This is a genomic window from Type-C symbiont of Plautia stali (assembly GCF_059730935.1).
The window spans coordinates 712,501-731,323 of the sequence record NZ_AP035923.1 but is presented as its reverse complement, the minus strand read 5'-3'; the positions used below and the strand labels follow the sequence as shown (position 1 = coordinate 731,323).

At 56.6% G+C, this 18,823-nt stretch carries 17 protein-coding genes; all 17 read right to left on the bottom strand.

What is annotated here, in order from left to right:
• Window positions 1–6: 6 nt before the first annotated feature.
• The 17 genes from AC6I7J_RS03400 to tssB all read right to left on the bottom strand — a co-directional run bounded on the left by AC6I7J_RS03400 (window position 7) and on the right by tssB (window position 18,783).
• Window positions 7–1,464 carry a serine/threonine protein kinase gene (locus AC6I7J_RS03400; RefSeq protein ID WP_498006827.1) on the bottom strand — a complete coding sequence of 486 codons (1,458 nt, stop codon included), beginning with the start codon at window positions 1,462–1,464 and terminating at the stop codon, window positions 7–9.
• Window positions 1,465–1,493: 29 nt separating this feature from the next.
• Window positions 1,494–4,103, bottom strand: a complete 2,610-nt coding sequence (gene tssH / locus AC6I7J_RS03395) for a type VI secretion system ATPase TssH (protein ID WP_498006825.1) — start codon at window positions 4,101–4,103, stop codon at window positions 1,494–1,496.
• Window positions 4,104–4,157: 54 nt separating this feature from the next.
• Complete coding sequence (gene tssG, locus AC6I7J_RS03390; protein WP_498006823.1) at window positions 4,158–5,204, bottom strand: type VI secretion system baseplate subunit TssG; 1,047 nt, start codon at window positions 5,202–5,204, stop codon at window positions 4,158–4,160.
• On the bottom strand, window positions 5,201–7,075 hold the full coding sequence (gene tssF, locus AC6I7J_RS03385; RefSeq protein ID WP_498006821.1) for a type VI secretion system baseplate subunit TssF: 1,875 nt from the start codon (window positions 7,073–7,075) through the stop codon (window positions 5,201–5,203). Before tssF ends, tssG begins: the two co-directional genes overlap by 4 nt.
• 2 nt (window positions 7,076–7,077) lie before the next feature.
• Complete coding sequence (tssE, locus tag AC6I7J_RS03380) at window positions 7,078–7,653, bottom strand: type VI secretion system baseplate subunit TssE (RefSeq protein ID WP_021506795.1); 576 nt, start codon at window positions 7,651–7,653, stop codon at window positions 7,078–7,080.
• On the bottom strand, window positions 7,643–8,467 hold the full coding sequence (locus AC6I7J_RS03375) for a type VI secretion system accessory protein TagJ (protein ID WP_498006819.1): 825 nt from the start codon (window positions 8,465–8,467) through the stop codon (window positions 7,643–7,645). Before AC6I7J_RS03375 ends, tssE begins: the two co-directional genes overlap by 11 nt.
• A gap of 16 nt (window positions 8,468–8,483) precedes the next feature.
• Window positions 8,484–9,461, bottom strand: a complete 978-nt coding sequence (locus AC6I7J_RS03370) for a hypothetical protein (RefSeq protein ID WP_498006817.1) — start codon at window positions 9,459–9,461, stop codon at window positions 8,484–8,486.
• A gap of 10 nt (window positions 9,462–9,471) precedes the next feature.
• Window positions 9,472–10,263 carry a PP2C family protein-serine/threonine phosphatase gene (locus tag AC6I7J_RS03365; protein WP_021506792.1) on the bottom strand — a complete coding sequence of 264 codons (792 nt, stop codon included), beginning with the start codon at window positions 10,261–10,263 and terminating at the stop codon, window positions 9,472–9,474.
• The gene (gene tagH / locus AC6I7J_RS03360) at window positions 10,260–12,080 is read right to left on the bottom strand and encodes a type VI secretion system-associated FHA domain protein TagH (protein WP_498006815.1); all 1,821 of its coding nucleotides are present in this window, start codon (window positions 12,078–12,080) and stop codon (window positions 10,260–10,262) included. Before tagH ends, AC6I7J_RS03365 begins: the two co-directional genes overlap by 4 nt.
• Window positions 12,081–12,330: 250 nt before the next feature.
• Window positions 12,331–12,981: a hypothetical protein gene (locus tag AC6I7J_RS03355; RefSeq protein ID WP_498006813.1), complete on the bottom strand. Its 651-nt coding sequence runs from the start codon at window positions 12,979–12,981 to the stop codon at window positions 12,331–12,333.
• 36 nt (window positions 12,982–13,017) lie between these two features.
• A complete protein-coding gene (locus tag AC6I7J_RS03350) occupies window positions 13,018–13,413 on the bottom strand; it encodes a lysozyme inhibitor LprI family protein (protein ID WP_498006811.1) in 396 nt (131 codons plus the stop codon).
• Window positions 13,414–13,899: 486 nt separating this feature from the next.
• The gene (locus tag AC6I7J_RS03345; RefSeq protein WP_088517882.1) at window positions 13,900–14,313 is read right to left on the bottom strand and encodes a hypothetical protein; all 414 of its coding nucleotides are present in this window, start codon (window positions 14,311–14,313) and stop codon (window positions 13,900–13,902) included.
• A 100-nt stretch (window positions 14,314–14,413) separates the two neighbouring features.
• Window positions 14,414–14,821 carry a hypothetical protein gene (locus AC6I7J_RS03340; RefSeq protein ID WP_481657358.1) on the bottom strand — a complete coding sequence of 136 codons (408 nt, stop codon included), beginning with the start codon at window positions 14,819–14,821 and terminating at the stop codon, window positions 14,414–14,416.
• Window positions 14,818–15,810, bottom strand: coding sequence for a hypothetical protein (locus AC6I7J_RS03335; RefSeq protein WP_088516707.1), 993 nt, complete (start codon window positions 15,808–15,810; stop codon window positions 14,818–14,820). The genes AC6I7J_RS03340 and AC6I7J_RS03335 overlap by 4 nt, the downstream gene beginning before the upstream one ends.
• A gap of 149 nt (window positions 15,811–15,959) precedes the next feature.
• Window positions 15,960–16,442 (bottom strand): Hcp family type VI secretion system effector, encoded by a 483-nt coding sequence (locus tag AC6I7J_RS03330; protein WP_021313206.1) that lies wholly within the window; start codon window positions 16,440–16,442, stop codon window positions 15,960–15,962.
• 314 nt (window positions 16,443–16,756) lie between these two features.
• Window positions 16,757–18,253 (bottom strand): type VI secretion system contractile sheath large subunit, encoded by a 1,497-nt coding sequence (tssC, locus tag AC6I7J_RS03325; RefSeq protein ID WP_498006807.1) that lies wholly within the window; start codon window positions 18,251–18,253, stop codon window positions 16,757–16,759.
• A gap of 2 nt (window positions 18,254–18,255) precedes the next feature.
• Window positions 18,256–18,783: a type VI secretion system contractile sheath small subunit gene (gene tssB, locus AC6I7J_RS03320; RefSeq protein WP_021506786.1), complete on the bottom strand. Its 528-nt coding sequence runs from the start codon at window positions 18,781–18,783 to the stop codon at window positions 18,256–18,258.
• Window positions 18,784–18,823: the final 40 nt, after the last annotated feature.

Here is an 18,823-nt window from a genome sequence, read left to right as displayed (position 1 = left end):
TGATGATTAACTGTGTGGATCGAGCAACCAGACGCCTTCTTCGCTGATGGTCAGCGTTTGCTCGCGCGTGCCGCCCTGGCCGCTGATGGCAAAGGTATAATTGCCTGGCGCCAGCTGCAGCGCGGCAAAACCGTTGGCAGCAGGCACCAGCGCCTGCGGTTTGCCATTCACCTGGACGCGTTCGCCCTGCTGCAGCTTGATGTAAACCTGCGCGACCGGCTCCGGCGGCGGTGCAGGCTGCGGCTCCGCTTCGCGCGGTTTTTCCGGCGTTACCGCTGCCGTTGCGGCTGGCGCTGACGACGCTGAAGGTGAAACTGCCGGATCAGCAGCTGGCGCGCTGTTTTGCACCGTCTCTGCCGGCGCCGCAGGCTCATCGCCCCCGGACATCAGCAGCCCCACGCACAATCCCACCAGTACACCCGCGGCCACCAGCCCCGGCAGCGCAAAGCGATGGCGCAGCAGCGATTTCACCGGCGAAAGCGTTTCGGTTTCGTTCGCCTCTTCCACCGGCACCAGCATGGTGCCCGGTCCGCTGATTTTGGCGCTCAGCAGCGGTTCCGGTTCGCGCTCTGGCAGCGCAATCAGCCCGGCAAAGGCATCAATATCCTGCGGCCGATCTTCCGGTTTGAGCGCCAGCGCGCGGTCTACCGCCGTCAGCAATGCCTGGGAGTAGCCCGGCAGGCGGCGCGCGGCCAGCGGCTGGTAGTTATCTTCAATGCTACGCACCACGCTCACCGGCGGTGGCGCCCCGGTGATCAGCGTATGCAGCACCGCGCCCAGCGCGTAAATATCCGTCCACGCGCCCTGTTCGCTTTCGTCGTTATCGCTGTATTGCTCGATGGGCGCATAGCCCGGACGCAGCATGGTTTCGCTCTCATCCGACAGGTTGCCAATGGTTTTACGCGCGGAGCCAAAGTCCAGCAGCACCGGCTCACCACTGCTCTGAATCTGGATGTTATCCAGCGAGATATCACGGTGCAGGTAACCAGCGTCGTGGATGGTTTTGATCGCACCCAGCAGCGGCGGCAGCAGGCGACGAATCCAGGCTTCATCCACCAGCTGCGGATTGCGCTCGCGCAGGTTCGATAAGGTGGTGCCGCTGTAAAACACCGTGCCCATATAAGCGGTGTCGTTCTGCACCCAGAAACGCAGTACGTGCAGCAGATTAGGATGGTTGAAGCGGGCCAGCAGGCGCGCCTCCTGAATAAAGCTATTCAGCCCGGCATGAAAGGTTTTGCTGAAGCGTTCGCTGCGCAGCACCAGATTCAGGTCATCGCTGCGCACTGCCAGCGAAGCCGGCATAAACTCTTTGATGGCGATATCACGCTCCAGCTGATGATCCCAGGCACGATAAACAATGCCAAAGCCGCCACCACCGATCACTTCTTTAATTTCAAACTCATTGAAACGGTAACCCACCGGCAGAGCGTTGGGTACATTGAGGGGATTATCGTGTTCCGACATTTTCGAAAACTCTCTGATCACTAACGGCTTTAGACATCGAACTGGCAAACAAACTCGCCCTGCTCACAGCGTACCTGCACGCGACGATAGCGTTCATCGCGGGCGTGGGCGCTGAGCAGCATCTGGCTCATCTGCGGCAACAGGGTATTGGTAAGGATGGCGTCGACCATGCGGCCACCGGACTCCACTTCCGTGCAGCGCTGCACGATCTGGCTGATGACCGAATCGTCAATCTGCGCGCTGATGCCGTGGTTGTCGGCGAGGCGCTGAACAATACGTCCCAGCTGCAGCCGGACGATTTCCGCCAGCATCGCGTCGCTCAGCGGGTAATACGGCACCACCAGCAGGCGCCCCAGCAGCGCCGGCGGGAAGACCTCCAGCAGCGGTTTGCGCAGCGCTGTGCTCAGCGCTTCCGGATCCGGCATCAGCTCCGGATCGGCGCACATCGCGCTGATCAGCTGCGTACCGACGTTGGAGGTCAGAATAATGATGGTGTTACGGAAGTCGATATGGCGCCCTTCGCCATCCTCCATCCAGCCTTTATCGAACACCTGGAAGAACAGCTCGTGCACATCCGGATGCGCCTTCTCGATCTCATCCAGCAGCACCACGCTGTAGGGACGACGCCGCACCGCTTCGGTCAGCACGCCGCCTTCGCCATAGCCCACGTAGCCCGGCGGTGCGCCTTTCAGGGTGGAAACGGTGTGGGCTTCCTGAAACTCGCTCATGTTGATGGTGATGATGTTCTGCTCGCCGCCGTACAGCGACTCGGCCAGCGCCAGCGCGGTTTCGGTTTTGCCGACGCCGGAGGGACCGCACAGCATAAAGACGCCGACCGGTTTGTTCGGATTGTCGAGGCGCGCGCGTGAGGTGCGCACGCGTTTGGCGATCAGATCGAGACCGTGCCGCTGGCCAATCACGCGCTGGTTGAGCGTATCGGCGAGATTGAGCACCGCGTCGATTTCGTTTTTCACCATGCGCCCCAGCGGAATCCCGGTCCAGTCTGCGACCACGGCGGCCACCACGCTGGCATCCACGGCGGCAAACAGCAGCGGCGCTTCGCCCTGCACCTGTTGCAGCTGCTGTTGCGTCGCGTCCAGCTCATCGCGCAGCGCGGCTTCGCCCTCCGTCACGCAGCGCGCCCGCAGCGCAATCAGCTGATCGACCAGTTCACGCTCCTGCTGCCAGCGCTGCTGCAGCGCATCACGCTCGGTTTCCAGCGTCGCGCGCTGGGCGGCAACCGCCTGCGAACGCGCCGCATCGCCCAGCCCGACTTTGCTTTCGCGCGCAATGATCTCCGCTTCAATCTCCAGCGCGGCCAGACGATGCAGGCAATCTTCCAGTGCCGCAGGCTGTGCGCCCTGGCTCACCGCCACGCGTGCGCAGGCGGTGTCCAGCAGCGCCACCGCTTTGTCCGGCAGCTGGCGCGCCGGAATGTAACGATGCGACAGCTTCACCGCCGCGCTGACCGCCTCATCCAGCAGCAGTACCTGATGGTGCTTCTCCAGCGCGCTGACGGTGCTGCGCAGCATCAGAATCGCTTTGGCTTCATCCGGCTCCTGCACCTGCACGGTCTGGAAACGACGCGTCAGCGCCGGATCTTTCTCAATGTACTTTTTGTATTCGGCCCAGGTGGTGGCACCGATGGTGCGCAGCTGGCCGCGCGCCAGCGCCGGTTTCAGCAGGTTGGCGGCATCGCCGGTACCCTGCTGGCCGCCGGCACCGACCAGCGTGTGGATCTCGTCGACGAACAGTACAATCGGCGTCGGGCTGGACTGCACTTCATTAATCAGCGCCTGCAGGCGCGCTTCAAATTCGCCTTTCATGCCGGCACCGGCCTGCAGCATGCCGATATCGAGCAGCCACAGCTGCACATCCTGCAGTGGAGCCGGTACGTCGCCAGCGGCAATACGCAGCGCCAGGCCTTCAACCACCGCGGTTTTGCCAACGCCCGCTTCGCCGGTCAGCAGCGGGTTGTTCTGCCGGCGACGCATCAGAATATCCACCATCTGGCGGATCTCTTCATCACGGCCGGTGACCGGATCGATGCGTCCTTCGCGTGCGCGTGTGGTGAGATCCTGCGCGTACTGCGCCAGCGTGCTGGTGCTGGCTGCCGGTGCGGCACTCTCCACGCCCGGCTGCGCCACCAGCGCCTGCTGTGCCTCTTTGCTGCTGGCGAGCAGCGTGTCGAACTGCTCCAGCAGCGCATCAGCATTGATACGGCCAAACTGGCCGGAGATGCCTTTCAGCACGCTGGCGAGGTTGAAGGTTTTGAGCATGCCAATCAGCAGATGGCCGCCGCGAATGCGCGTCGCACCGTACTTCAGCGAGGCGTAGACCCAGGCGCGCTCGACGGCGCTGTCGATGTGTTCGGCGAGATCGGAAACCGCGCTCGCACCGCGCGGCAGGCGGTCGAGCGCCGCGACGATATCCCGCGTCAGCGCGTTTTCATCCAGTGAAAAATGGCTGATCACCCGCTGTAAGTCGCCATCCTGCTGCTGCATCAGCTGGTGCAGCCAGTGCACCAGTTCAACATAAGGATTACCGCGCAGTTTACAAAAGGCGGTGGCGCTTTCCAGCGAGGTAAATAACAGCGTATCCAGTTTGCCGAATAACACGGCACGGCTGATTTCTGACATATCGGGTCTCTTTAATGAAAGAAGCAGGCTGTGTAACAGGGAAAAGCGATTGGGCTAGCTTGCGGCTGCCTCAACCTCAAACATGAAATCTTCACGATCCTGCGGCTGTGGCGTGTGTCCCAGCCAGCTGGTGTAGCCCAGCCGGGCATTGCCTCCCAGCGTGACGCTCTGCACCTCTTCCGCCGCCAGGATCAGGCTGAGGTCCCACTGCATCTCGATGCCGAGATAGTGACGCACCCAGTCGCGCACTTCGCGCGCGCCCGGCGCATCCGGCAGAAAGTGGGCATACTGCTGCGCGCTCAGCGGACCGAGCCGCAGGCGAAAACGGTGCTGCACATCGCGCACCGCCACACCCAGGAACGCCGATTCGCCCAGCCGCGGCATCTGGCGTCCGGCTCCCAGCCGCGCCTGATCGCGCGCGTCCAGCGTCAGCCACTGCGGCACGTTCTGTGCCAGCTGCACCGGTACGCCAAAGTAGTGACGCAGAATGCGTACCAGCCCTTCAGCGTCGTGACCGTGGCGGCTAAGATGGCCGACCAGCATCAGCCGCGCATGCAGGCTGAGCGAACTGGCCTGCTGCTGCGCCGGTAAACCGATGCCGGCCAGACAGGCAAGGTAATCAACAAAGCGGCGGTCATCGGCGCGATCCAGCGAGACGGCCGGCTGCGCATCGGCCCAGGCGCGATAAAACAGCAGCGTGGCGCGATGGTGAAAGATGTCAGCAAACGCCGCCAGGCTGTGATCCTGATGGTGCACGATGCGCTCGTGCACATATTCCGTCAGGTGGGTCGGCAGCGGACCGTTGGGGCCAAACAGGCCAAAGCTGTATATCGCCACGTCATGGCGCGCGTCCTCTGCGCGCGCCTGCACGCTGGCCAGCGTTGCCGGGGCAAACGCCAGCGACGGTTGCTGACCAATGCGCAGCGCTTCGAACTTCGGCAGCGGCGCGCGTCCCAGCGGATAGCGCTGGCCGCCCTGCGCATCCAGCCGGCGCAGCAGCTGAAACAGATCGTAGCGCCACGGTGCCGCCATCACTGCCTGCCAGAAATCGTCCGGCAGCCGCTGGGCGCGCTGCAGCGGAATGATCTGCGCCTCGCTCATAGCAGCGCCTTCCTGCCCATGCGCGGCGGCCAGTAGCCCACCTCGCCGCGCTGCTGGCTGTTGAGGGTGAATTCGGTAAAGCTATTCAGCGCCACCAGCCGGCCGCACACCCGCTCCAGCACGCTGCCGAGCAGCCACGGACTGGCACCGGAGAACGCCTGTTCGTCGACCTCCAGCGTGATGCTGACGCCGCGGGCAAACACCACCGGGCCCGGTTCCGGCACCCGGCGATTGACCGCGCTAAGCTGGCAGTGGCGGATACCGTCAATCTGGCGCGCCACCGCCGCTTCGGCGAGATTAGCGTACAGGCTCAGCAGCTGGCGCAGCGCGGCAGCGCCCTGACCGTCGCTGCTGTCCATCAGGCTCAGGTAGTTCATCTGCAGGTGGCTGATCAGACGCCACGCGGAGAGCCCTTCGGCCAGCGCCGGACGCGGCGGCGTCGGGCCTTTACACAATTTCAGCTGACCGACCGGGATCGAATCCGGCATGACGAAATTGCCCTGCTCCTGCTGCAACAGCATCAGCGGCAGGTCGCGGCTGGTGCAGAGCACGTCTGCCGACAGGTAGCGCATGTCGTCGCGCCACGGCGTGTGATGCTCATCCACCAGCGACAAAAACACTTCCGAGCCGATATAGCCGGTGCGCGTGCCGTAACGCTGCGCCTGCTCAGACAGCGTGCGCTGCTCGCGGCGCAGCGAGAAATAGGCACCGTAATCGCCGTCGTCGCCGCTGTAGGTGCTCCAGAACGGGCGGAATAACTGCTCTTCGCGCTTGCCCTCAACGGTGGCGAACAACCGCTGCACCGAGTGCACTTCGTAGTCCAGCGGCCGGATGTTATCCACCACCAGATGATATTCGTGCTGGCTGTCGCTGACCTTCAGGCGCTCGGCCGTTTTGGGAAACAGGTTGATCACCGGCGTGCAGTGCAGCGCCAGATGGCTGCTGTCCACCACGCTTTCCAGCGCGCTGTCGGCCTTATCCAGCAGGATGATAATGTCGAATTCCTGCGCGTTATCGCAGCGGCGCAGAAACGGTGCCAGCTGGCTCAGGCTGATGAACTGGAAACGTGCCGGAAAGGCAAAATACTCCTGCAGCAGCCGGTAGCCGTCGAAGTTACGCAGATCGTCCGGCAGCAGCGCCTGCTCTGGCGCAAAGCCTTCCTGCTGTAACGCTTCATCCGGCAGCATCTGGCGCAACGGTTTCTGTTCGACCGATTGCAGCACGATGCCGACGCGGTGCTGCATCAGCAGCTCCAGCAGTTTCTGCGCCTGAATGTCCGGGCCGCTGAGATACAGCATTAAATCGGCGACATTCAGCTGGCTGAGCGACGAAATGCCTTCGCAGGCGATACGCACGCGCAGCGCGCTGGCGGCACCGCGACCGCTGAGCTTCAGTTCGCCCAGCGGCAGATCGCCCGGCACGCCGCCGAGTGAAACGTCGCTGATGCGCAGCGGATGCAGCGTGACATCGTGCGCCGTGGTGTAGCTGCAGGTGACGCCGCTTTTTTTCAGGTGCTGGCTCTCCATCATGGTGCCGCGCGGCACGTGGAAGCCATTGCTGATGTCGCCTTTGCGGCTGTCCGGCGTGAGCTGTGCAATCGCCATCGACGGCGTAGGTGACAGATAAGACGGCGCAATCATCTCCAGCAGCCGCTGCGAAAAGCGCGGGAATTCGGCGTCCATTTTGAGCTGCACGCGCGACGTGAGGAAAGCAAAGCCCTCCATCAGGCGCTCAACGTAAGGATCGGCGACTTCGATGCCGCGCATTCCCAGCCGCCCGGCGACTTTCGGATAGCGCGCAGCGAACTCCGCGCCCAGCTCACGCAGATAGGCCAGTTCGCGGTTGTAGTAGTCGAGCAGTTTGCTGTCCATGATTAACCTGCATCCAGTAGTTCAAAATGACCGCTTTCCAGATCAACCTGGGTGCGGAACAGAAACTCCAGCGGATAAGGCACGCACCACAGGCGGCCTTTGATCTCAATCGATAACACGTTGTGCAGGCTGAGCGACTTCAGATCGCTGACGCAGCGTACCTGCAGTCCCTGCGGCAGAATGCGCGGCTCGAAATGCAGAATGGCATCGGTCATTTTGCGCTGCATATCCTGCCATTCGATGTCAGAGATGTTCTGTCCGGCCAGCGGCGCCACGCCAAAATTCCACACCGAGCGCTGCACTTCACCAAAGGCGCTGAGATCCTGCTGGGCTTCGTTGTTAATGGTGTTAAACAGCCACTGCAAATCGCGCAGCACGTGGCGGCGCAGCGTGCTGTGGGAAATCAGCGTGGTATTGCTGGCTTCGCTCTGCTTGTCCGGCGCGTTGTCAGTCAGACGATCGAGTAACGAGGATTGCAGCTTGTCGCGCGCGGTTAGCGCATCGCGATTTTTACGCGCGCGGAAACCGCCATGCAGCTGGGCATAGCCGTCGTTATGCGAGCTGTTATCACGGCTCATCGCTGCCGCCTGGCTGGAACGTCAGCTGCTGCAGCGTCAGCAGCGGATACTCGCCGCTGTCGCTCAGCCACAGCTTCTGGCCATGGCCGGTAAACTGGCTGTCATCGTGGCCCAGCGGCTGCCATTCCGTGACGCTGGCGCGCAGATAACGCTCATCCGCCCCCGGCAGCAGCGGATAGCGCACCGGGATCTGGCAAATCTGCTCGCTGCCATCCACCAGCTGCACGCGCGCATGGCGCCAGACCAAATCGGTCACGCTGGCGGGTGCCTGAAATTCCATCTCGCGGATCGCGGCGAACGGAATCCAGTAGTAGCGGCCGTTGGCGATGGCCTCGCACACCGGCCCGAAGCGGCTGTCGCCGTCCATCAGCCACGCGAAGTCTGCCGTCTGTTCCTGCTGCTGCAGCTGGCCCGGATTGGCTTCGGCCTGCGCCAGCGCGGCAGCTCGTTGCTCCGCACCCTGCGCGAAGTCACCGCGGATGTCGGCGGTCAGCGCAGCCAGCAGGGTTTCACACCACGCCCACGCGCTGCCCGGCAGCTGTGGCTGCACCTCGCCGCGCAGTACCGCTTCACGCTGCTGCTCACCGGCAATGGCCTGCTGCAGTAAGGTGACGGTCGGCTGCGCCTGGGGCGTCAGCGCCAGCCACGATTGCAGCTGGGTTTGCGCGCGCGTCCAGTTGCCCGCCAGGCACAGCAGCTGCACAAACGCCGCGCGCAGGTCGGCATTGGCCGGGCTGGCCTGAATCTGGCGGGTGATATCGGCGAGGCTCTCGGCCAGTGAGGCACTGGCCAGGCGCGATTGTAACGACTCCATGCAAGCTCCTTTTGCGTTAGTTGATGGTGCGGTAAACCGCGGCGGTGGGATCTTTCAGCTCCGGATGCAGCTGCTCTACCAGCTGGACTTTCAGCGGTGCGCTGGCGCTCAGCCACGGCGACCACACTTTGCGCACTTCCTGCAGCCGTGCGCGCAGTGCGCTCTCATCGGCGGCATCGCTGGCGGGCATCTGCACCACCACCTGATCCGGTGCCTGCCAGCCGTTGAACTGGCTGCTGAACGGCAGCACCAGCCAGCTGTCTGGCGACTTCTCGTTGCTCAGCACCATGCGTTCGCTGTTGACGGTAGTGATGCTCAGCTCAGCGCTCTGCTGTTTGTTATTCAGGCCGGCAATCGGGAAGCCCTGCAGGAACGTCACCACTACGCTTTTCGCCGCACCGTTGCCCATCTGCGTCAGGCTGCTGCGGCCGCTCAGCCAGCCATCCTGACCGCAGCTCAGACCCTGTTTGGACGGCACGAACAGCGCGCTGGTCTGCGCCGGATGCTGCCACCAGGTGCGGAAGTGACAGCCGTCGAGCAGGCTGAACTGCAGCCACGGCGTGGTATCGGCCTGCGGCGAGTTGAGCACCGGCGCGGCAGGGGCAACCGCAGCGGTCTCTGGCTGCTGCACGGGCGCGGGCGGCGGCGTTACCACCGTTTGCCACTGCTGCGCTTTGGCAGCGCTACCGCTGGCGATCAGGTTGCCATTATCATCGTTGAGCGCCCAGTTGAGCTGCTGCAGCGCTTTACACTGCGATGCCATCAGCCCGGCGACGCGCGGCAGAAAATCCTCCAGCGCCGCGACGTTTTTCGCGCCGTGGGTGACGATGCGCAGATCAACATTGCGCTTACACCAGCTCGCCAGCTGGTTATCTTTCACGTCATCAATCCAGACATCCAGTTTCTGTGCCGGGGACTGCACGATGCGATAGTTCTCAGCAAATGCGTGCGTGCTGAGCAGCAGCGCAGCCAGACCCAGTAATCCATGTTTCATGTTGGCGTTCTCAATCTCGAAGAGGGAAAAACTGCGCCGCTTCGGACAGCGAGTGCAGTAAGGTGGTGTCCTGCGGTGAGCCAATCCAGACGGCCAGCGCGCTGAAGTTATCCTGCTGACCGTTATCCGGCTGACCGTTGCGGATGATTTGCTGCATCAGCGTCAGCCACTCTTCCGGTGTATTGACCATGTGCAGCGACTGCTGCATCTGCTCCAGCGTCACGCCGTGCCAGAAGCCATCGGTGCACAGCAAAAAGGCGTCGCCGTCTTCTATTTCCACCACATCGCTGTAGCTGGCGTCGCGCTGCTCATCGCCCATGCCGAGGGCAAAATAGAGCAGGTTGCTGTTGATACCTTCGGTCTGGTGGCCGGCATCTTTCATCTGCTGCACCAGGCTGTGGTCGGTCGTCACGTGATAGAGGTAGCCGCGGCGAAACAGATACAGCCGGCTGTCGCCCGCGTGCGCCCAGTAGGCCAGCTCGTAGTCGCGGTCGACAAACAGGCTGACCAGCGTGGTGCCCATGCGGCTGTGCTCGCTGCTGGCTTTCTGCTGCTGGCGAATCGCGTGATTCGCGTGGTTGACGTAGTTGCGAATCGACTGCGCATCCAGGTGCGCATTACCGTCGAACGCCTCCATCAGGCTGCTGCGCGCGATGCGGGCGGCCACGTCGCCGCCGGGAAATCCTGCTACGCCGTCGCACACCACGAAGCAGGCTGAGCGTTCGCCGATTACCTCACCGGTTTGATCCTGATTGCTGGCGCGGTCGCCCTGATTCGACGTGGAAGCAATGGTGATATTCATGCGTCATCCGTGTGGGTTTGTGAATCTTTGTACTGATTAACTTCCAGGTCGTAGGCATGCAGGAAAGCTTCGCCGAACAGGGTATGGAAATCGTCCTCAATCTCGCCTGCCGTCTCGCCGTAGCGCTCAACAAAATGCTCCCACAGCGCGGCTTTACGGCTGCCCGGCAGGCCGAGGCGCGACAGCGATCCCGCCTGGCGGGCTTCCTCTTCCAGCTGGTCCGGATTAAAGGATTGCAGCATCGAAGCGATAATGGCGCGAATCCCGGCGATCATGCCGAGCTGATGCGCCTGCAGATCGATCAGCGCATCACGCACCGCCTGACGCGGCGGCATGAAGCCCGGCATGCGGCTGCCAAACATCTGCATCAGCACGGTTTTGCCGGACGGCAGCAGTTTGAACGGGTTATTGGCGTCATCAAGGATCACCGTCATATCCGCTTTAACGCCACGCTTAAGAATCGAACGTGACGACAGCAGCGCAACGGTGCCCTGCGAGAACATGCTCAGCATCTGGCCAAACTGCAGCATCTGCTCGCGGTCGAACTGCGGCGTGGGCTGCAGATCGCGCAATCCCATGCCTTCCAGCAGTGCATCCAGCAGTTCGCCTTTCAGCGCGTCGCCGCTGTTGTGGCTGGCTGTCGCCTGGCTGGCGGGTGCCGGGTTCTGATGGCTGGAAGCCACCGGATCGATACGCAGCCGCCCTTTCGGCGTCGGCGACGGGACACGTTGCACCGCCTGCGGCGTGGGCAGCGTAATGCCGCCGTAATCCATCTGCGGCGCGACCGTCTCTGGCTGCTCCGCCTGCGGTTCGATCAGCGGCGACGTGGCCTGGGTTTCGGTGTCATCAAACAGTGGCGAACTGCTGAGATCCGCCAGCTCGACCGGTGCCGTCTCCGGCGAGGGTTCACTGGGCGTTTCCGGCTGGGCGACGGGCTGCGGTTGAATCGTCTGTGCCGGCGCGATCTCCGGCTGCGCCAGCGGAACCGCATTGCCCATCATCAGGCCGAGCGGATCGTCGTGGTTGCGCACGTCGCTGCTGCTCTGGCTGCCAAACAGGCTGAGCGGATCGAGCTCGGTGGCACTTTCGACCTGCGGCTGCGCGGCGGCATTCTGCTGCGCCGACAGCGTGCTGGGGGTGCGATCGTCGAAGATACTTTCCTGCGCGAATAGCGCATCGCCTTCATCGAACAGGCTGGTGTTTTTCGGCTGCTGGCCAATATCCAGCGGCGCATCGTTCACCAGCTGGGCCAGCGGATCCTCCGGGTTGCGATCGAGGCTGGCCGGCGCGGTGAGCGGATTGGCCTCCGGCAGCACCTCGGCCGCTGCTTTGCGCTTCGACAGATCGTCAGAGATCGAGAACTCTTTGGCGAGGCTGTCCCAGATCTCGCTGGGGATCGCGGCGGTGCTGGCATCCTTTTCCGCCGGTGGCGCATCAGCCATTACCGGCGCCTGCACCACCGGCTGCGGTGCCTGCGTGGCGGCCTGCGGCTGCTGCGCGCCGTTGAGATCGTTGACCAGCAGCTGGTAATCATCGATGCCCAGCACGTCGCCATCCTGTAATTCCACCTGACGCCCGCGCTCTAGCGGGATGTCATTGAGCAGCACGCGCGTCACGTTGCCCCGGTTGGTGAGGCGGCATTCGCCAGCGGCGGTGATGTGCACAATCGCCTGCAGGCGAGAAATGGTGCGATCGTCATCCGGCAGCACCAGATTGTTGTCTACTCCGCGGCCAATGGTGCCGCCGGGCGGCATAAAGTCACAGCGGGTTTGCGGCGGCTGGTGGCCGGGTTTAGTCGTTATTATCGTAAAGCGCATAACGGGTTCCTGCGGTTAGCGGTTCGGCATCTATATTGCGCGGCTCTCCGGGAAAGACGCGGAATATAGGAAGCGGGTGATACAATGCTGTGTGCGATATAAGGTGAACGATGCTGTACTTTATAGCGCGATGCGCTGTGTCTTATTTGCCATTTAGAATTTTCGTTGGCTCAGAAATGATTGCAATTTTATAGCAGCACCATTTATTGCGCGATGAATCGCGCCGCTACAATATTTGCGCGGTGCAGTGTCAGTACACCGGTTCAAGACGATTAGCTGGGATGTAGCCAGATAATGAGCCAGTTAAATCCGGCTGGCTTTCATCATAATTTGCAACATAAACCCACTCTTTATTGATAGTTTTAATTTTCACCAGTGGCGTTTGTGCAGAAACGGTAGCGGCAGATTGACTACCTGATGCTGGCTGAGTAAATAACTCACTTTCCTGAATACCTTGTTTTAATCGCAGGGTAATTAACCATGGATAACTATCACACCCCTTGTCAACCGAAGCTTTGTTAATCTGTTGCGCTGTAAAGTTGATAAATGTCGCCCGATAGACGTTATTATCACATTCAGTTGTTACTTTAAGATTATCTAACTCCAGCATTCCATATTGATCGACATGCCCTTCTTTATACTCAAAAAACTCATCTGAAACTTTGATGAAGTTTTTTATGATAAATGCATGCGATATCTTAGATGTTTCGAGATTGATAGTTTCATGAGAGCTATTTTCATTATCCACAATGAAGCGTAACTGAAGGTTTGGGAAGTTAATACTGTTATGCCATTCAGGTAACCAGTAGGCCTGCAGCGTACCATATTTAACAATATTGCCAGCCAGGGCACAGTGGCTTATGAATAAATTTAAGAGTAATAGTTTGAAGATCCCTTTCATTGTCGTTACCGCCAGGTCAGAAGTTAAACAGGCTTGTTAATAGGGCAATTGCTTAAGCAATACTGTTCGCTCTTTATTGATGCGCACTATACAGATATTGGTTGCTACCTCGTGAGCGTTGCTCCCTTCCTCTGCATCAAAAGCTTCCAGCTTACACTGTCCATCACGGTACTTTAGCCAGCCACGTTGGGTATTTTTTAGTGTGCTAAGGTAATCATCCGCCAGTTTTTTATCCGCACGGTATGATGATGAAATCCGTTTTTTGGCCGCAGTGTATTCCTGATTCAACGCATCTTCAGCTAACTGCTTCTCATGAGGCGTGCATTGATAAACGGCGCTATCTGAGGGTTCTCTGGAGCAGAGGGCTGTAGCGAAAGCCGATTTATTCATTACTAAAAGAAGAGTAAAAAGAAATAACTTTGAGAACCTCACGCAGCCTCCTATACAAATCAGTGTGTATATTTATAAATTAAAATAGTTATAGCACCTGAAAATAATAGCAATGCACTGATTAAATTTAGGTTATGTACTATGAGCAACCATTTTATCTTTTCAGATGGGAGATTCTGCACAAAATTATATGTTTCAGCATTAACCCGCTCATTTTTCTTATGATACATGGTCACACCTTTATAAAGCCGTGCAAAATATGAGACCTTGTTATGATGAAATAATGATGAAAAATGATTAGCAACCTGTGTGGTAATATCGATCTGCAGGTTAATACGCTGAAACTCACTCATTATAAAATCAAATTTCCGCAGGTTACTCTTGAACAGGATGAATGCCCATATTTGCAAAATGCAACCCGAGCCTATCAAAGCCGCTGATATTGATAGTAATAGGTCCACAGTAGTTTTCCATAATCATGACTGTCCCAGCTTCAGGAGCTATGTCCATCACAGATGCTGCGACTGATTAACTATAATAGTGCCTCCAGATTATAAACCCCACGCCTCCCCCAATCATGAAAAAGGCAGTAACCAGGTTTAAAGTATGCAGACGCAGCAACCAGTTTATTTTTTCTTTAGGCATGGACTGAATGAAATCATAGGTTTCCTTGTTTACCCTTTCATTCCTTTTATGATAGAGCATGACACCTTTATAAAGATAAGCAAAATAAGCTATTTTAAGCGGATGAAAGGATGCGCTAAAGTAAGAGGAAATGTTCGTCGTGATGTCTAGCTGAAGATTTCTCTGTCGAAATTCAGACAAAATAACTTCGAATTTTTTGATATTTTTTCTAAAAATCACGTAACCAGCAATTTGGAGAGCGATCGATAACAGGAAAGAAAATACAGATAGAGAAATTAAAACATCTGAAAGACTCATAAAGCATAATTCATTATTTATTCCGTTGCTCACTATACAAACGTCAGAAGTTTTTTTCGGTATTATATTATAAAAAATCGTGAAAAAAAATTTTAGCTTATTAAATAAAGCCAATAATAAAACCGATACCCACGCCTGAAAACAAAAGAAAAAAACTGATAAGATTTAAATTATGAAGCCTCAGCATCCATGATATATTTTCTTTAGGCTGAGACTGGATGAAATTGTATGTATTCTTACTTACAGGCTTTCCTTTCGCTAAATTCATCGCCTTCCCATTATAAAGATCAATAAAATAGACTATCTTATTGGCATTAAATAGAGGCCCCAAAAAAGAATAGATATTCGTTACTATATCCAGGTCGAGATCACGGCGTCTAAACTCACTGATCAACTCAACGTATTTACGTTCATTCTTTTTAAAGATGTAGTATGAAAAAACCTGCATAATTAACGCAAAGAAAATCAATAGGAAAGCTAAATAAAGAAAAAAATCAGCTCCATTCATAGGATTTTCTCCATAACCTTTTTTACTATTTTTTCAGTGCCTTTAGACGCAATTAACCCGCCAGCAACGGAGCTTACCACATTACACGTTAAAAAACCTACCGGCCCTGTAGCAACACCAAACGCCAGACAAGCACCTCGCATAGCGATACTTGCACCCATAGCACCGTATAATCCGGCAAATGTGCTACCAACAAAAGCAGAGTATTCGGTAACTGCAACTTGCAAACACTCGTTTTTACGGTTAACTGTACATGCATCATACACGGTGTTTGTGGTATTCAAAGCGCTGAAACCTACCGCTATCCAACCGCCTGTCTTGATAATCCTTGCGGCTTTTGCAGCACCGTCTACATATGTTGAGTAACCACGAATAGCACCAACCCCCGCAGTTTGCCAATCATGTACAATCGAAGAACTCGAAAGGTTGAGGGCACTTTTAAGCTTATCGTAGGGTCTTAAATTAATAATCAATCTTGAAAATCTATTTAATAAACTATCAAGCTCTGAAAACAATCGCCTTCTTTCCGCATAAAACTGCTCACTGATAAGCGAACCCGAAGTTATATATTGATTTTGATAAGCGACTTCTATAGCGGTTAACTTTTTGCTAATTTCATTGAAATACTTTTCGCCTGCATCACTAATTAAACCAGACGCTGTATCCATGAAATTTGTAATTGCTGCGATGGATTTATAATGTTGATGAAAAAAACTCGCCTCATCAACGGATAGATGTGCCAGACTATTGTTGGTTGTCGCTTTTGCCGTTGCCAGGGCACTCATCGCCGCAGGATGATTGTTTCCTTCCGGATCAGCAACGATTAGGATTTGTCCCGGTTTAGCCCATGCGACATCAGCATTTAACTGCAAAAAGTAATTTGCCGCCGGCATGTTGCGCGTCCCGTACAGCCACATCGCTTGCTCGGTGAGGCTTCCAGGGCGTTGCACTACACAAAATCCCGGTTCGATGGAAGTTTTACCTGTCATCACAATCTCCTTTTGCAGTTAAATATTTATTTAATTAAAAGATAATCTTATTAACATCTCTTCTGTAAGTTGTATCCCGCTCAATTATATTTTCAGATAAGTATTCTGAAATATTTATAGCGGCCCCACAGGGCCGCTTAATAAAGCAATTACGCTTCTTTATTTTCTTTGATGTTCCAGCCAGCGCTGCTTTCAGCGCCTTTACCACCTGAAGAGCTCTGCTCCCAGTATTGCTGCTTCACTTTGGCAGCCTGGAACGCGTAAGTCACGCTCAGGGTATCGCCATTAGCAGCACCGGTATAATCAACTTTTGACACCAGCACATCTTCCAGTGTGATACGTGCGTATTCAATCTGTGTGCCGCCTGCTTTGCATACGGACAGCTCTACTTTGCTGATATGCTTACCGCTGGCGCAATTTTTCAGGATTGCAGTAGTGGATTTGTCAATCAGTGCATTTACGCTCAGGTCAGCAAAATTTACTTTACCTGCACCACCGCCGCCGCCAACAGACATATTACCCGGCTGGTTAGCACCCCAGTTGAAAGAGGTAATATCGGTCCAGCCGGTGTGGTTGGAGTCTTTAGACTCGCCGGTCACACCATCAACTTTTAAAAACATATCAATAGCCATAATTATCTTCTCTTGCTTGATTTACGTTCTGCTTTGATAAAGCATCGTTATGGCAAACAGGAAAGCATGGGGCTGAATAAAACAGTCCATATTTTACCTCTGCCTCGTTTTCTGAATATCGCTACATGGTTTATTCAGAGAGTGTTTTTATTGTCCCACTGGATGGAGCAATAAAAAATAGTGAATCCTTTAGTTCCTCGATATTAATATCGAAACGTGGAGCCGGCTCGCAAATAAGCGTTTTGCGTCTGCACATTAACTGCAAAGCTCTGTGAGCATTCTGGCCGCCATACATGACGGCCTGATGCAGTTAATCAATTATCATTCGATTTGAGTGAAGGCAGTTTAGATACCAGACGCAGTGACACCGTCAGGCCTTCCAGCTGGTAGTGCGGACGGAGGAAGAATTTCGCGGCGTAGTAGCCCGGGTTATCTTCCTGCTCTTCCACGCTCACCTCGGCGGCAGCCAGCGGCTTGCGCGATTTGGTTTCCTGTGACGAGTTCGCCGGGTCGCCGTCGACGTAGCTCATCACCCAATCGTTCAGCCAGCGCTCCATTTCATCACGCTCGCGGAATGAACCGATCTTGTCGCGCACGATGCACTTGAGGTAGTGCGCGAAGCGGCAGCAGGCAAACAGATACGGCAGGCGTGCAGCCAGACGTGCGTTGGCGGTTGCATCGGCATCATGGTATTCCGCAGGCTTTTGCAGCGACTGCGCACCAATAAAGGCAGCAAAGTCGGAGTTTTTGCGGTGCACCAGCGGCATAAAGCCGTTTTTCGCCAGCTCGGCTTCACGACGATCGCTAATGGCAATCTCCGTCGGGCACTTCATGTCTACGCCGCCGTCATCACTCGGGAAGGTGTGGCACGGCAGGTTTTCAACCGCACCGCCAGACTCGACGCCGCGGATCGCGGTGCACCAGCCGTACTCTTTGAACGAACGGTTGATGTTGGCTGCCATGGCGTAGGCGGCGTTGCTCCAGGTGTAGCCGTTGTGATTTGAGCCATCGATCTGCTCTTCAAAATCAAAGCTATCCACCGGATTGGTGCGAATGCCATACGGCAGGCGCGCCAGGAAGCGCGGCATGACCAGACCGAGATAACGGGCATCTTCCGATTCACGCAGGCTGCGCCAGGCGGCATATTCAGTGTTCTGGAAGATTTTGGTCAGATCGCGCGGGTTCGCCAGCTCCTGCCATGACTCCATCTGCATGACGGTCGGCGCGGTACCGGTGATGAACGGGCAGTGTGCCGCCGCGCTGATACGCGCCATTTCGCCCAGCAGCTCCACGTCCTGCGGGCTGTGATCGAAATAGTAATCGCCCACCAGGCAACCAAACGGTTCGCCACCGAACTGACCGTACTCCTGCTCATAAATCTTCTTAAACAGCGGACTCTGATCCCAGCCAGCGCCTTTAAAACGCTTCAGGCTGCGTCCCAGCTCCTGCTTGGAGATGCTCATGAAACGGATTTTCAGCATCTCGTCGGTTTCGGTATTGTTCACCAGGTAGCTCAGACCGCGCCACGCGCTCTCCAGCTGCTGAAACTCTTCATGATGAATAATCTGGTTGATCTGCTGTGACAGCTTGTCGTCAATCTCAGCGATCAGCGCCTGGATGGTGCGATAGGTATCATTCGAGATGGTGACGGTGTTTTCCAGCGCCTGCTGCGCCAGCGTCTTCACGGCACTTTCGACGGCTGCACGCGCCTGATCGCTGGTTGGACGAAATTCTTTGTTCAGCAGGGCGCTGAGTTCATTCTCGCTGTAGTGCGAGGCGCCCTGTTGCTGCTGATGCGAAGACTGGGTCATGATTACTCCTCCTTACCTTCAGCGCTTTCATCCTGCTTCGGCAGATGGGTCAGCGCCTTCAACAGCGTTGGATCCTGCAGAATCTTACCGATCAGCTCTTCCGCACCGTTTTTGCCGTCCATGTAGGTCAGCAGATTCGAAAGCTGGGTACGCGCTTCCAGCAGGTTGCTCAGCGGTTCGACTTTGCGGGCAATCGCATCCGGTGAGAAATCGTCCATGCTCTCAAAGGTCAGTTCGACGTTAAGTTTGCCTTCGCCGTTGAGCGTGTTATCCACCTGAAACGCCGCGCGCGGCTTCAGCGCTTTCATGCGCTCATCGAAGTTATCGATATCAATTTCCAGGAATTTACGCTCATCAAGGCTCGCCTGCGGCTCGAGTGGTTTACCGACCAGGTCCGCCATGACGCCCATCACAAACGGCAGCTGGATTTTGCGTTCCGCGCCATAAATTTCCACGTCATATTCAATCTGAACGCGAGGCGCGCGATTGCGGGCAATGAACTTCTGCCCACTGGATTTCGTTGGTGCCATGGTTTTCTCCATTAAGGGTGCGCGGGTAAATTTTCGCAGG

What these genes read in the sequence shown, in the direction of transcription:
- AC6I7J_RS03400 (WP_498006827.1), bottom strand. Translation starts at nt 1,464, where the DNA reads ATGTCGGAACACGATAATCCCCTCAATGTACCCAACGCTCTGCCGGTG.
- tssH (WP_498006825.1), bottom strand. Translation starts at nt 4,103, where the DNA reads ATGTCAGAAATCAGCCGTGCCGTGTTATTCGGCAAACTGGATACGCTG.
- tssG (WP_498006823.1), bottom strand. Translation starts at nt 5,204, where the DNA reads ATGAGCGAGGCGCAGATCATTCCGCTGCAGCGCGCCCAGCGGCTGCCG.
- tssF (WP_498006821.1), bottom strand. Translation starts at nt 7,075, where the DNA reads ATGGACAGCAAACTGCTCGACTACTACAACCGCGAACTGGCCTATCTG.
- tssE (WP_021506795.1), bottom strand. Translation starts at nt 7,653, where the DNA reads ATGAGCCGTGATAACAGCTCGCATAACGACGGCTATGCCCAGCTGCAT.
- AC6I7J_RS03375 (WP_498006819.1), bottom strand. Translation starts at nt 8,467, where the DNA reads ATGGAGTCGTTACAATCGCGCCTGGCCAGTGCCTCACTGGCCGAGAGC.
- AC6I7J_RS03370 (WP_498006817.1), bottom strand. Translation starts at nt 9,461, where the DNA reads ATGAAACATGGATTACTGGGTCTGGCTGCGCTGCTGCTCAGCACGCAC.
- AC6I7J_RS03365 (WP_021506792.1), bottom strand. Translation starts at nt 10,263, where the DNA reads ATGAATATCACCATTGCTTCCACGTCGAATCAGGGCGACCGCGCCAGC.
- tagH (WP_498006815.1), bottom strand. Translation starts at nt 12,080, where the DNA reads ATGCGCTTTACGATAATAACGACTAAACCCGGCCACCAGCCGCCGCAA.
- AC6I7J_RS03355 (WP_498006813.1), bottom strand. Translation starts at nt 12,981, where the DNA reads ATGAAAGGGATCTTCAAACTATTACTCTTAAATTTATTCATAAGCCAC.
- AC6I7J_RS03345 (WP_088517882.1), bottom strand. Translation starts at nt 14,313, where the DNA reads ATGAGTCTTTCAGATGTTTTAATTTCTCTATCTGTATTTTCTTTCCTG.
- AC6I7J_RS03340 (WP_481657358.1), bottom strand. Translation starts at nt 14,821, where the DNA reads ATGAATGGAGCTGATTTTTTTCTTTATTTAGCTTTCCTATTGATTTTC.
- AC6I7J_RS03335 (WP_088516707.1), bottom strand. Translation starts at nt 15,810, where the DNA reads ATGACAGGTAAAACTTCCATCGAACCGGGATTTTGTGTAGTGCAACGC.
- AC6I7J_RS03330 (WP_021313206.1), bottom strand. Translation starts at nt 16,442, where the DNA reads ATGGCTATTGATATGTTTTTAAAAGTTGATGGTGTGACCGGCGAGTCT.
- tssC (WP_498006807.1), bottom strand. Translation starts at nt 18,253, where the DNA reads ATGACCCAGTCTTCGCATCAGCAGCAACAGGGCGCCTCGCACTACAGC.
- tssB (WP_021506786.1), bottom strand. Translation starts at nt 18,783, where the DNA reads ATGGCACCAACGAAATCCAGTGGGCAGAAGTTCATTGCCCGCAATCGC.